Raw genomic sequence first — 14693 nt, 5'->3', positions numbered from 1 at the left:
ATTTCCCCTTACTTTTGCAAAGCAATCCATTTTTGTGCGATTCGCACTGCATTTGTGGCTGCTCCGACGCGGATCTGATCTGCCACACACCAAAGATGTAAAATCTTAGAATCAAAGTGATCGCGACGGATACGCCCAACATAAGTTTCATTGGTATCTGTGGCAATAGAGGGCATAGGATAGAGATTGTTTTGGATCTCATCAACCACAACCACATTTTCTGCCTTTTCTAGCCCCTCTCTTGCTTTTGCAACATCTACATCGCATTCAAAATGCACGCTCAACGATTCGCTATGGCTCCTCAACACCGGGACTCTCACGCAAGTTGCACTGATTGGAAAATCCACCTGCATAATTTTTTGGGTTTCATTGATCATTTTCATCTCTTCTTTGGTGTAGCCATTTTCTGTAAAAACATCAATATGGGGGATAAGATTGAGAGCGATTCTGTGTGCAAATGCTTTGGGCTCACAAGTATCAAGCTCAAAGGCAAAAAATTTCTGCATTTGTGTCACAAGCTCTTCCATACCCTTTTTCCCTGCACCACTAACTGCTTGATAAGTGCTGACATCAACACGCTTGATCCCAAAAAGTTTGTGCAAAGGGTTTAGCACTTGCACCATTTGAATCGTAGAGCAATTTGGATTGGCAATGATTCCTGCTCCTGCTTGAATCATCTCAGGATTTACCTCTGGCACCACAAGAGGAATGTCTTTTTGCATACGGAAATGACTTGTGTTATCGATCACCACACAACCTGCCTCCACAGCACTTTGGGCAAACTCCGCACTCACACTGCCACCTGCTGAAAAAAAGGCGATCTCGATGTTTTCTTTTGCAAAAATTTGGTGTGTCAATTCTTGCACAATCCATTCTTGACCAAATGCCTCAACACTCTGCCCTGCACTTTTTGCACTTGCCAAAGGCAATAGTTTGTTGATAGGGAAATCCACTTCTTCAAGCACACGAGCGATCTCTTCTCCCACAGCACCTGTAGCTCCAACAATGGCAATATTGTATTGTTTCATCTCTCTCTCCTAAAGCGTTTTTTCAAGTTTGAGTATTTTTTCCCAAGTGTGTAGCACGGAATCGGGGTTGAGAGAGATAGAGGTGATTCCTTCTTTGACCAAAAACTCTGCCACTTCGGGATAATCGCTTGGGGCTTGTCCGCAGATTCCACAATACTTCCCTCGTTTTTTGCACGCCTCAATCGCTCTTTTGAACATTTCAAGCATCACAGGATTTCTCTCATCAAAAATATGACTCACAAGCTCACCATCGCGATCAACTCCCAAAGTTAGCTGTGTCAGATCGTTAGATCCGATAGAAAACCCATCAAACAGATTCAAAAATTCATCTGCCAAAACTACATTCACAGGCAATTCGCACATCACATAGATTTCCAACCCATCTTTGCCTTGCTCCAAACCATTGCGACGCATGATCTCAAGGACTTTTTTGCCCTCCTCTGGCGTCCTAAGAAAAGGAATCATCACTTTGAGATTTGTCAATCCCATTTCATCTCTCACCATTGCCAACGCTTGACATTCCCACTCAAATGCAGGGCGATACTGCTCGGAATAATAGCGACTTGCCCCACGATAGCCTAGCATTGGATTTTCTTCTCGCGGCTCATATTCTTCACCATTGAGCATTCCACGATATTCGTTGGATTTGAAATCACTCGTGCGGACAATCACAGGATTGGGATAGAAAGCTGAAGCAATCATTCCCATTCCCTCAGCAATTTTTTGGATGAAAAAATCTTTGGGGCTATCATAGCCACTGATGAGTTTTTTGATGTCTGCTTCACAACGGACAGATTTGTGGTTTTGCATATCTACAAGGGCTAGAGGGTGGGCTTTGATTTGATTGAGGATGATCATCTCCATACGCGCAAGTCCAACGCCATTGTTGGGGAATCGTGCAAAATCAAAAGCCTTTTCAGGATTGCCCACATTGAGATAGATTTTGGTTTTGGGTTGATCAAATTGCTCAAGCTCGATCACTTCCACCTCATAAGGGTGAATACCATTGTAAATATACCCCTCTTCACCCTCCGCACAAGAAATCGTGACCTCTAGTCCATTATAAAGCCTCTCTGTTGCACCCAATGCACCCACAATTGTAGGCACTCCGATCTCTCTAGCCACGATCGCTGCGTGACAAGTCCGACCACCTCGATTGGTGATCACAGCCGCAGCCTTTTTCATCGCAGGTTCCCAATCTGGATCGGTGTTGTCTGTGACCAAAATCTCACCCTCATTGAAAGAACCCATATGCTCAATATCATTGATGATTCTCACCTTGCCACTTCCGATTTTCCCACCAATAGCGATACCTTTGAGTATCACCTCGCTTTTTGGAACTTCTTGCTTGAAGCGATATTTTTCTAATCTTTGCCCACCATCTTTTTTGAGTGCTTGGCTTTGCACGGTTTCAGGACGCGCTTGCACGATGAAAAGCTCTCCACTCTCGCCATCTTTTGCCCATTCCATATCCATCGGACGATATTCTCCAGCTTCCTTGCTATAGTGCTCTTCGATCAAGATCGCATAACGCGCAAGTTTCAAAATATCTTCATTGTTGATAGAGAAAGAGTGGTATTCCTCTTGAGTTGTGGGGATGTTTTTGGTTGGATGTGAGCTTCCTTTGGGGGCATAGACCATTTTTTGGTGCTTGTGCCCTAATTGGCGTTTGATGATTGGGCGTTTGCCCTCCAAAAGCGTAGGTTTAAACACATAAAATTCATCAGGATTGACCGTTCCACCGACGACATTTTCTCCAAGTCCCCAGCTTGAAGTGATCAACACCGCATCTCTAAACCCTGTCTCTGTATCAATCGAAAACATCACCCCCGCACTTCCTTTGTCAGCACGCACCATTTTTTGCACCCCCACACTCAAAGCGACTTTGAAATGATCAAACCCTCTTGAAGCACGATAGCTAATCGCACGATCAGTAAAAAGAGAGGCAAAACAAGATTTCACATAGTGGATGAGCTCGCCTTGTCCTTTGACACTTAGATAAGTGTCTTGCTGACCTGCAAAAGACGCATCGGGCAAATCTTCAGCAGTCGCAGAGCTACGCACAGCCACATCAGCCTCATCCATATTGTATTCTTGGCTCAAAATTTTATAAGCTTGCAAAATCTCATCTTTGAGATCTGTGGACAGTGGCGTTTGGAAGATCAAATCGCGGATTTGTTTTGCTCTCACTTTGAGCACATCAATATCAGTGGGATCTACATCTTTGAGAAGTGAAATGATTTGCTCCCTAATCCCCGCACTATCAAGCAAATACCAATATGCCTCGCTCGTGATTGCAAATCCATTTGGGACTTTGATTCCTACAGGCAACAATTCTTGAAACATCTCTCCGATACTCGCATTTTTGCCACCAACAATCGGGACATCTTTGTTGTTGAGTTCTTTAAAAAACTTGATATATTTCATCTTCTCTCCCATACACTAGAGTGATATTTTCAACATTATGTAATTTTAATCAAAAATTTCACAACTTAAAAATCAAATTCTACTTTATGGGGAATAAAATATTTTTAGTTTATTGAGAATCCAACTTTTGGCATCGTGTATTCTTGGTGAAAATTTCAATATCTATACAAAATATTATAGAATCACAAAATTTAAACCAATCTATCTACTAAGGATTCACAATCAAATATTTATTTTTTGGGCTTTATGCATTGTTTCTTTTTTATTTCATTGCAATTGTTGTGGGTGGATTTGGGCTAATGGGGAGTTGGGGCAAAGAGATTTTTGATTTTAGCTTCAACATCTTTGGGCTATTGGCATTTGCATTGCCCATCGCCCTTGCCTATGCGACATATCTCTACCACAAAGATCCCAAAATCACATTTAGAAAAATCGAGCTATGCCTCACTAGCATTTTGGCTGGGATGATTTGCCTCATCACTCAAAATCTATTCTTGGGCGACACATACGGCGTCATCGGCGACTCCATCATTCAGACACTCAAGCCCTTTCTTGGAGGTTTTGGCATTTTTTTGTTGTGCTTTTTGGGGGCAAATCTATGCTTCATCTCTTTTTATAGCTCCAAGCATTTCCCACCATTTTACAAAAAGGCTTATCACCATATATCTATCTTTGCAATGCAGGGCTTTGAGCTGATGCTCACAACCATCAAAATGCTAATGCAACGATTCAAACACAAGCCCAAACCCCAAGAGAAAAATCTCGATCTCCCAATCCTGCAAACCCCCCAAATGCCCAATCTAGAAAACCTCAAAGACAAGCCCCCTTTTCAGACCCACACGCCTCCACCATTGACACAAAACATCGATCTCACCCCCATCACCCCACCCACACCTGAGAAAACCAATATCCTGCCATTTCTAAACAAAAAAAAGGAGAATCCAATGGACGAAAAAGATATCAAAATCCAAGAATACATCGTGACAAAAAAACTTCAGCAACAACCCACACAGATCAAAATCGTCGATGAGGACACACGCCCACAAGAGACGACAGAGAACCCTTTCAGCCATATCGATTTGAGCCAGTTCCTCAACTCCAACCTTAGCTCGACAGGGGATCTGTTGCAAAAAATCAAACAAGAGACAGAGCCAAAGACGCAAACCCCACAAACCACGCACCCCGCCCCCCAAGATCTAGAGCCACTCTCCACTACAGAAACAATAGTGCCACCCACCACCCAATCGCCCACCACTCCGCCCCAAGATCTCTCTACCATAGAGCCACCCTCTATACCCAATCCATTCCAAGAGGCTTCACCCACAGAATCCCCACTTGCAGATTCTCCGCTCCAAGAGACTCCACTCGTAGAAACCTCACCCATTGAGACACGCGAATCCCCACTTGCAGGATCCACACCCACAGAATTCTCAAAAGAACGATTGGCAAAGCCACAAAAACCCCTCCCCACAAGACCGCATATCACCTCACTTGCGGAGAATGAGGCGTTGTTGCAAAATATCGACAAAGGGGTTTTGGAAATCCCCAAAGATTACAAACTCCCACCAATCGATCTACTTTCTCTCCCTCCATCAACCACGCCAATCCAAGCCGATGAAAATGAAATCGATAGTAAAATTGACAAGCTTCTTGAAAAACTCAATATTTTCAAAATCGAGGGCGATGTGGATCGCACTTATTCTGGACCACTCATCACCACGCTTGAGTTCCGTCCTGCCGCAAATGTCAAAGTCAGCCGTATCCAAAACCTTGAAAACGATCTTGCAATGGCTCTAGAAGCACAATCTATCCGCATACAAGCACCAATCCCGGGCAAAAGCGTAGTAGGGATTGAGATCCCCAACTCCTCAATGCAAACAATCTATCTAAGAGAGATTTTTGAATCTGAAATTTTCAAAAACTCTGCCTCTCCTCTCACTCTTGCACTTGGCAAAGATGTAGTGGGCAATCCTTTTGTCACAGATCTCAAAAAGCTCCCACATTTGCTCATCGCAGGGACTACAGGAAGTGGGAAGAGTGTGGGGGTGAATGCGATGATCCTCTCTCTACTCTATCGCAATTCCCCGGATGATTTGAAGCTTTTAATGGTGGATCCAAAGATGGTGGAGTTTATGCCCTATAGCGATTTGCCCCACCTCATCACACCTATCATCACTGATCCCAAAAAGGCAGTCATAGGGCTAGGCAATGCCGTCAAAGAGATGGAGCGACGCTACACCCTCATGAGCCAAACACGCACCAAAGAGATTCTTAGCTACAACCAAAAAGCCGAAGAAGAGGGGTTTGAGAAGTTTCCATATTTCATCATCATTATTGATGAGTTGGCAGATCTGATGATGACTGCAGGCAAAGATGTCGAATACTCACTAGCACGCATCGCACAAATGGGAAGAGCCTCTGGGATGCACCTCATTATCGCGACCCAAAGCCCAAGAGCAGATGTGCTCACAGGGATCATCAAAACCAATCTCCCCTCACGCCTTAGCTACAAAGTGGGGGGAAGGATTGATTCTAGTATCATCGGATGTGTGGGTGCTGAGACATTGCTAGGGCGTGGAGATATGCTATTTACCCCACCCGGATCTAGCGGACTTGTGCGTTTGCACGCCCCTTGGAGTTCCGAAAACGAAGTCAATCAAATCGTGGAATACATCAAAAGCCAAAGGGAAGTCATCTATGATCCAGAGTTTGCACCTGAAGAAAAAGAAGCATTTGGTGCCATCGACCCAAGTGAGCTTGATAGCGAGATGACTGAGCTCATCCAAAAAGCCCAAGAAATCATTCTACGCGATCGCAAAACCTCAGCAAGTTATTTGCAAAGACGCCTCAACCTCGGCTACAACAAAGCCTCCAACATCATCGAACATCTTGAGCAAATCGGATTCCTCTCTAGCCCCAACAACAAAGGGATCAGAGAGATTTTATAAGGACAATAATGCAAAATTTTCTCGATTTTATCCATTCAGATTCTTTGCAAGATAGCATCGTGTTTCCGATGCTCAACTGCGACATACCAAGTGCGAAAATCTTGCAATCGATGAGCAAAGCCCTCCTTGAAGGGCAAACAGACTTCAATACACTCAATCTCATCGAAGCACTTTTCAGCGTCAAAGGAGAAGCCACCCTCCCATACCTCAACAAAATCAAACACTTGCTCGATCAAGGCTGGATTTTGTATTCCAACTTCTCATCCCACCCCATCACCTCGCTTGAGCTACTCAATGAGACAATCTACCTTAGCCCAAATTTTCTCAAGCTTTTGGAAGAGGGGCAACCCCTGATGAGCCTCCCTGAAGACAGACCCTACAAAGACCATTTGGAATACCTCAAAGATCAGTTTTTGCGGATCGAACTGCTAATGCAAAGCAAAATGCTCTACCCTGCCAATCTAGATCCACAATCTGTAAGCAAAAGCAAACACTACCTTACCTTGCTCAACCAACAAATCCAACACCGCCTCAAACTCACACACAAAAACCTCAACATCCACTCTTTTCTCAAAAAACATCAACTCCAACCCAAAGAAGAAATCATATTTTTTGCCCTGCTCAGAGAGGAGTATTATGGGGGAGAGGGGATTTTGCGTGAGATGAACACACTCATCGAGCTTGTCAGTGAAAACGAATACGAAAAAATCAAAAACCGCTCACTCCTAGATGACAAAAGCACCCTAATCGAAAAAGGATTGATTGATTATGATGAGTTTCTCAGTCCATTTGGGGGGATCAGTCGCACATTTTTTATCACCCAATCCACGCTCCACACGATGATCCACTCATCAAACAAACACAAAAAAACCAAGCACACCCTCTCTCATTTCATCAAAGAACAAGAAATCTTTGAAATCCTCAAACCCAAAAAAAGCCTCAAAGACATCATACTCGCACCGCAGACACGCTCCACTCTTGAAAATCTCCTCAAACAAATGGACCCCAAAATCTTGCTACAGCTCAAACACTGGGGGATCAAAGACAAAAAAACAGGGATTGAATCCAAGATCATTTTTTATGGTGCTTCTGGGACGGGCAAAACCCTCACAGCCCTAGCTCTTGCCAAAAGTCTCAAAAAAGACATACTCAATTTTGACTGCTCCAAAATCCTATCAATGTATGTCGGAGAGAGTGAAAAAAATGTCCGCAAAATCTTTGACACCTATCAAGAGATCGCCAAAAAAAGCAAGAGTGAGCCGATTTTGCTCCTTGATGAAGCCGATCAGTTTTTGAGCACACGCAGTTTGGGGAGCAGCGGTGGTGACAAAATGCACAATCAAATGCAAAACATTTTCCTAGAGCAGATCGAACGCTTCGATGGGATTTTGATCGCTACGACAAACTTGCTAGAGACGATTGATCTAGCATTTTCAAGGCGTTTCAATTACAAAATCGAGTTTAAACGCCCTACTTTAGAGCAGAGGAAACAGATTTGGAATATGCACCTCCCCAAAAATGCAGATTTTTCTCTCCCACAAGAGGATCTGATCGATCAGCTTAGCACATACGATCTAAGCGGTGGGCAGATTGCGTTGGTTTGCAAAAACACTGCCTACAAAGTCGCCACACGCAAAAAGCCGATATTCAACGCCAATGATTTCATCGAAGAGATCCAAAGAGAAAAAGATGGGAATTTTGATAGGGAAAAAAGTATGGGGTTTTTTCACAACCACTGACTAGTTTGCATTGATCGCATTGACCCGATAGAGCCTCCCTGCCCCATTTGCAAGGGTTTGGGAATGCAAAGTTTGAGATCAAATCCTCTCTTGCTTGGCTTTTGATTGATTTATCAGAATCTCTTTGATAGAATCCACGCTTATTTCATCATTTTATCCAAAGGCTCAACTATGTCAGACACGCGTCCCATTCCACACAAAAATCCCAACTCCAAATTCATCAACAACACAGACATCAAGCTCAAAGACAAGCTCAGCCAAATCATCAATGATGATCAGCAAAACATAAGCTATCTTGATTTTCTTGTCGGCTATTTCCAAATCAGTGGCTTCAAACACCTTCAAGACATCATCAAACACAAGCTAAGCTCAATCCAAGAGATACGAATCTTAGTAGGTATCGACCTAGACCCAATTATCGCAGAAATTGCAGGTAGCAATATCGATTTTACAACAGCCAAAAAAGATCGATTTCTCAAGCAGTTTGCCCAAGAGCAAATCGCCCAGCTCAATAATGATGAAAACTATTTGGAAGACACTGACATCTCTATCGATCAGCTCCTAGAAGCGATCAAAAGCAAAAAGATAAAAATGCGTATTATCCGCGAAAGGGGCGTGCATGCAAAATTCTACATCTTGAGTTGTCAGCCCAATTTGAGTCGAGAGATCGATGGTGTCAAACATTATGATTACAAAGGCTCAGTCATTATTGGAAGCTCCAATCTTAGCCACAATGGACTTGTGAAGCACTACGAATTCAATGCCGAGTTACGCGATAGTCAAGACATAGAAACCGCACTTTATGAGTTCAATCAACTATGGGACAAAAGTATCGAGATCCAAGCCCAAGATATAGAGCAAATCGAGCAAGAATCCTTTCTTGCCACACTCACTCCCCAAGAGCTTTATTACAAAATGCTCATAGAATATTTTGGAATGGATAGAATCAAAATTGATGAAAGTATCAAATCCCTCTTTCCAAAAGATTACAAAGCACTCAGATACCAAATCGATGCCATTACAGATGGGGTGAAAAAATTGAGAGAATATGGTGGATTTTTTCTCTCTGATGTTGTGGGACTAGGGAAAACACTCATTGCCACCATCATTGCTCAAAAGCTTGAAGTGAGTGGAGAATTGAAAGGCAGGATTCTTGTCACTTGCCCCCCAGCCCTCAAAGCAAACTGGGAAGATCATTTTGCAAAAGTAGGTGTCAATCGCCACACAACTATCAAAACCCACGATATGCTCCATGAAATCACCAATCCCCAAGATTATGGATTGATCATCATTGATGAATCTCATCGCTTCAAGTCCAAAACCTCACAACGCTATGAGCAACTCTATCGCATTTGCAAAGAAGAAACAAAATACACAAAACAAGTCATCCTCCTCTCTGCCACCCCCCAAAACAACTCGCCTGAAGACTTAGCAAACCAAATCTATCTTTTCACAGATCCAAGAGGAACAAACATAGGCGAACACAACAATCTAGAGAAATTTTTCAAAGAGATTCAAAAAGAATACAAAAATATCAAAGACAGGCTCAAAGCACTCGATGAGAAAAAAGACACAGCAGCCAACAAAAAGCAAAAAGAAATACTAAAAGAACAATTACGAGCGATCTCTAATAGAATGAGAAACGAAGTGCTGGAATCTATTATGATAAGACGGACTCGCAATGATGTCAATACTCTCTACAAAGATGACTTAGAAGCTCAAGGTATTGCTTTTCCTGACACTCCCAACCCCACACCACTAGAATATGAGCTCAAAAATCAAGCAAAAGAGCTCACAGAGCAGACTCTAGCACTCCTTAGAGTCAAAGACGCACCAAGCAAAATCACAAAATATGGCTATTATCGCTATTTGATTTATCCAAACCTCACTCCTGAGGGGCAAAAGATCTACCTAGAAAAAATGGGAACACACAAAAATGGAGAGTTCTATGAGCACACCGCAGAGAGGCTAGAGGGCTTGATGAAGTCTTTGATGTTCAAACGCTTCGAATCATCGATCCATTCTTTCCAACAAACGCTCAAACGACAAATCAAATCGCTCAGCACACTTGTAGAAATGCTAGAAAAAAATCAAGTCTATATTCCTATGAAAAATCTAAGCAATCTTGAAGCTTATTATGAAGCCCTTGAGAGCGACAATGAAAACGGGATCGATGAAGAGTTTTTGGAAAAATATGGAGACAAGTTGATGGAGCTTGATGCCTATGATTTCAAACCTGACTATCTTGACAATCTCAAAAACGATTTGGCTATCTTGCAAGATTTGCTGAAAAAATGGGGAGAGATCAAAGAGGATTCAAAACTTGAAAGACTAGTCGAGCAAATCAAAATCCAGCTTGAAAGGAAACTCGACCAAGACACCCCCAAAGTGATCATTTTCACAGAAGCTCAAACAACAGCCCACTACCTTAGAGACAAACTCAAAGAGCTTTTGCCACAATACAAATTGTTGCAAGTTGATTCTGATAATCGCAAAGACTGCCAAGACAAAATCAAAGAAAATTTTGATGCCAATTATCCTAGAGACAAATGGCAACACGAGATTCAGATCCTCATTTCCACTGACACACTCTCTGAAGGTGTCAATATGCACCGCTCCGACACTCTGATCAACTACGATGCTCCGTGGAATGCCACAATCTTGATGCAAAGAGCAGGGAGGATCAATCGCGTCGGCACACAGCACAAACAACTCTCTATCTACAATTTCCAACCAAGCAATATTGGCGAGGAGACACTCAAGTTTGGGAAGCAAGTCTATCAGAAACTCCAAAGCTTCCATTTCACACTCGGAGAGGACAATGCAGTCTATACTCCCGAAGAAGAATCAGGCATAGCAGGACTCTATCAAGCCACCGAAGATAGCAAAAAAACTGATCCTGAAGTAGCGTTTTTGGCAGATATTCTTGAGCTTCATCGCAACAACCCCCAAGAGTTTGATCGTATCAACTCCCTCCCTAGCAAAGTCCGTAGCTCGATGATTGGAGAGCGTGAGAGCTTTTTCTATCTCAAGCAAACGATACAAAAAATCTACCCAAACCACACGCTTGAGATTTGTAGAAATGCTTTTTATCAAGTCAGCACACAAGGGCACACCAGAGAAGCACGCCAAATCAACTTTTGCCAAATGGCTCAACATCTCAAATCTCATCTCACCAACACCCCAACCCCACTTCCAAAAGAAGTGCATTATGCTGATGCTGAGCTAGTTTGGCAAGCCCACAAACTCCATTCCCAAATCTCTGAAGGAGAGACAAGCCTAGACGCAAAAGAGATCGCTGAGCTCAAGTTCATCATCCGACAAAACCTCCTGCTATCCCAAGAAAAAAAAGATTGCTTGATTCAAGCATTGGAGCGAGGTGTGCATATCGATAGCACCACAAGGAAGCAGATCAAAAATCAAAAGGCTGATTTAGATAAACTTGCAGAAGAGCTCAAAGACACAATGCGAATCAAAGAGAGCGAATCTAGAGTGCAAATCCGATACGCCAAGCCCTCTTTGCAACTTAGCTACACAACAAGAAAGGATCAATAATGGAAAACAATGCGATTTCAAACTTCATAACCCAAGCTTTTGATATTTACAGATTCAGGAACTTCGTGTCTGAAGTGTTTGCAAACTCACAAGATGGCTTAGAATTTTGCAATGCAACATTCACAAAGCTAGGTCACAATCATATCCAAATCCAAGAGGAATGTGCCCTCCTCCCTCAAGCAATCATATTGCAAGATGTCAATATCACCCCACACTTGAAATCTTTGCTTTCAAAGTCTCATCAATCAATGCCAAAATAGGCTTATATCGAGAGCTCAAAGAAAATGTGCTGAGAAAAACTACGGCTAGTGCGATTTTGGCTTGTTTCTTTCAAGAGGACAAACCAGACACCTTCAGATTGACTCTCATTACGCGTTCTATCAATGCAAAAGGCGAAATTGACTACAGCAACCCCAAACGCCAAAGCTTTGTGCTAGGAAAAGGCGTAAAAACACGCTTTGCACAAAAGCAATTTGCAAAACTTATCCAAGCCACACACACCCTTACAGGCATTCAAGAGGCTTTTGCACTCGAACCTCTTAGCAAAGAGTTTTTTGACAAAATTTCAGAGTTTTTTCTTGAATTGACTTTTAGCATATCTTTTCCTCTCGCCATAAACGACAATGAAGACAGAAAACGCCAATTTAGCCTAAGATTGATTGCTAGAATCTTGTTTTGCAAATTTTTGGAAGAAAAGAAAATCATTCCTTCAAAAATTTGGGATACCACTCTCTCACAAGATTATTACCACAATATCCTAGAGTCTCTGTTTTTTCTCACACTCAACACAGCAAAGCAAAAGCGAAATTATGGATTGCTTGAAGAGAAAATCACCAAACTTCTAGATTCTATTCCCTATCTAAATGGAGGGCTTTTTGCCCCACAAGCAGATGATTTTTTCAATCCATCAAAACCAAATTCCCACATCAATACACTCAAGATTCCCAACGAGGCTATACAAAAATTGCTAAATATATTAGAGGAATATCATTTCACCATTGATGAATCCACTCCCCTAGATCAAGAAGTAGGACTCGATCCTGAAATGCTAGGAATGGTATTTGAAAGCCTCCTCTCTGTGCTTTTCACAGATAACAGAGTCGATAATCTCTCAAGCCTTAGAAAAAAGACAGGGAGCTATTACACCCCAAGAGAGATTGTAAGCTATATGGTCAAAAACTCGATTTTGCAATATCTCAAAACCCAAACAGGTTTAGATGAAACAGCCCTTAGAGAGCTTGTGTTTGACTACACCCATTCTTTTGAGCATAGTGACATTTTACGCATAATGGAAGCTTTGCAAAGTTTCAAAATCCTAGATCCTGCGTGTGGAAGTGGGGCTTTCCCTATGGGAATGCTCCAAGAGATTTGTGCGATTTTGGAAGCACTAGATTCAAAGGCAAAGGCATTTTTGAATCTCCAAAATGAAAACTTCAAGGCTCAAAATCAAGGCAAAAATCCAACCTACATTCGCAAACTCTCCATCTTGCAAAACAATATCTATGGGGTAGATATTCAACCAATGGCTACAGAGATTGCACGATTGCGTTGCTTCCTCTCGCTTATATGTGATGAAGATAGCCAAATCCAACCATTGCCCAATTTGGAATTCAAATTTGTAAATGCAAATTCTTTGCTCCCTATACCCAAAAAAGAAAATCTACGATACCCCAACTACAACAATGACAAAAAAGAATTAGAACGACTTCGCAAAAAAACCTTTGAATCAGCAAGTGACAAAGCGTCTTTGGAAACAGAATATTTAGCCCTAGCAAACAAAATTGCCAAAAATCTAGTGTTTGAAGATGAGATCTCTCCTATTGTAGAATGGAATCCCTACAATCCTCAAAGTGTTGCAGAATTTTTTGATAGTGAATTTATGTTTGGATTCCAAAACTTTGATTGTGTGATAGGCAATCCGCCTTATGGCGTATCGCTTACAAATGAGGAAAAGATAAGATATAGGGCTATTTTTAACTCTAAATCAAGCGATACTGCCCAACTCTTTATCTTGCAATCAGATAAGCTTCTTAAGCCAAATGGTGTCAATTCTCTCATTGTTCCTAAAGCTCTTACTTTTGCAACAAATTGGAAACAAATAAGGGATTTTTTACAAAAAGATTTAAGGCAGATTATTGATTGTGGAAAGGCTTGGAGCTATGTGCTTTTAGAGATGATTATTTTTACAAAAATCAAGCAATCATCTACAAAATCTTATACTACAGGTTTTTTGAGTGAGGGTAGAAGCTTATCTCAAATGCTTGAAATAGATAAACAATATATTGATCTTTTCGATTTTTATCTTAATGATTTGACTAAAGAGGAGTTAGCAATAGGAATAAGTATTCGCAATAAGTTTTCTCATTTTCTTATGGATTGTGGTGAAAATTATAGGGGGGATATATTCTATCAACATATTACAAAAAACGGAGATTGTAGAGTGTTAGGAGGAAAAGAGATACAAAGATACTATATTAAAGGTGTAAAGGGTTATATTGCTAAAGATTTTAATGTAAGAAGTTCGGCTTTTATCAAAGATAATGCTGTTTTAACGCAACGATTAATAGCACACATTGAGAATCCAACACCACATATCAAAATGACAGGCACAATTATCAAAGATTCTAAAGATATTCGTATTGTGGATACCATTTATCAAATAGTATGCAAAAAAGAATTTTCAAATAAATTCATTTTAGCCCTTTTACATTCGAGGTTTTTGAATTGGTATTGTTATCGTTTTGTTTTTGCAAAAGCAATAAGGACTTTTCAATTTTCATCTGAAATCGCAAAACGAATACCTATCCCAAAAATAGATTCCACTAACAAAGAAATAGCAGATAAAATCATTGCCTTAGTAGAAAAGATTCTTAAGGCAAAAGAGAATAACCCCACCACCGACACCAAACCCCTAGAATCCCAAATCGATTCTTTAGTCTATACCCTCTACAATCTCACAGAGGCAGAAATCCAAATCATTGAAAACAAGGAGTGAA

7 protein-coding genes are annotated in these 14693 nt (G+C 41.5%); 5 read left to right on the top strand and 2 right to left on the bottom strand.

Annotated elements, in window-relative coordinates:
- Positions 1–8: 8 nt before the first annotated feature.
- Both BBW65_RS06100 and ppsA read right to left on the bottom strand, forming a co-directional pair.
- A complete protein-coding gene (locus BBW65_RS06100; RefSeq protein WP_066341075.1) occupies positions 9–1028 on the bottom strand; it encodes an aspartate-semialdehyde dehydrogenase in 1020 nt (339 codons plus the stop codon).
- Positions 1029–1037: 9 nt separating this feature from the next.
- Positions 1038–3455 carry a pyruvate, water dikinase gene (gene ppsA / locus BBW65_RS06095; RefSeq protein ID WP_066341073.1) on the bottom strand — a complete coding sequence of 806 codons (2418 nt, stop codon included), beginning with the start codon at positions 3453–3455 and terminating at the stop codon, positions 1038–1040.
- A 299-nt stretch (positions 3456–3754) separates the two neighbouring features.
- Here ppsA and BBW65_RS06090 point away from each other — a divergent pair, with 299 nt between their 5' ends.
- The 5 genes from BBW65_RS06090 (at position 3755) to BBW65_RS06070 (ending at position 14692) form a co-directional block, all read left to right on the top strand.
- A complete protein-coding gene (locus BBW65_RS06090; protein ID WP_199919409.1) occupies positions 3755–6403 on the top strand; it encodes an FtsK/SpoIIIE family DNA translocase in 2649 nt (882 codons plus the stop codon).
- A gap of 8 nt (positions 6404–6411) precedes the next feature.
- Positions 6412–8142, top strand: a complete 1731-nt coding sequence (locus BBW65_RS06085; protein WP_066341069.1) for an ATP-binding protein — start codon at positions 6412–6414, stop codon at positions 8140–8142.
- Positions 8143–8247: 105 nt separating this feature from the next.
- Positions 8248–11697: a helicase-related protein gene (locus tag BBW65_RS06080; protein WP_199919408.1), complete on the top strand. Its 3450-nt coding sequence runs from the start codon at positions 8248–8250 to the stop codon at positions 11695–11697.
- Positions 11697–11957 carry a hypothetical protein gene (locus tag BBW65_RS07900; RefSeq protein ID WP_066341065.1) on the top strand — a complete coding sequence of 87 codons (261 nt, stop codon included), beginning with the start codon at positions 11697–11699 and terminating at the stop codon, positions 11955–11957. The genes BBW65_RS06080 and BBW65_RS07900 overlap by 1 nt, the downstream gene beginning before the upstream one ends.
- 26 nt (positions 11958–11983) lie before the next feature.
- The gene (locus tag BBW65_RS06070; protein ID WP_066341063.1) at positions 11984–14692 is read left to right on the top strand and encodes an Eco57I restriction-modification methylase domain-containing protein; all 2709 of its coding nucleotides are present in this window, start codon (positions 11984–11986) and stop codon (positions 14690–14692) included.
- Position 14693: the final 1 nt, after the last annotated feature.

The sequence above is a fragment of the Helicobacter enhydrae genome (genome assembly GCF_001693335.1).
Lineage (GTDB): Bacteria > Campylobacterota > Campylobacteria > Campylobacterales > Helicobacteraceae > Helicobacter_G > Helicobacter_G enhydrae.
The sequence above is the reverse complement of the archived record's forward strand: the minus strand, read 5'-3'. Positions and strand labels throughout refer to the sequence as shown.

Excerpts from the sequence above, each read along its gene's own strand:
- BBW65_RS07900 (WP_066341065.1), top strand. The coding sequence starts at position 11,697 with ATGGAAAACAATGCGATTTCAAACTTCATAACCCAAGCTTTTGATATT.
- BBW65_RS06100 (WP_066341075.1), bottom strand. The coding sequence starts at position 1,028 with ATGAAACAATACAATATTGCCATTGTTGGAGCTACAGGTGCTGTGGGA.
- BBW65_RS06090 (WP_199919409.1), top strand. The coding sequence starts at position 3,755 with ATGGGGAGTTGGGGCAAAGAGATTTTTGATTTTAGCTTCAACATCTTT.
- ppsA (WP_066341073.1), bottom strand. The coding sequence starts at position 3,455 with ATGAAATATATCAAGTTTTTTAAAGAACTCAACAACAAAGATGTCCCG.
- BBW65_RS06085 (WP_066341069.1), top strand. The coding sequence starts at position 6,412 with ATGCAAAATTTTCTCGATTTTATCCATTCAGATTCTTTGCAAGATAGC.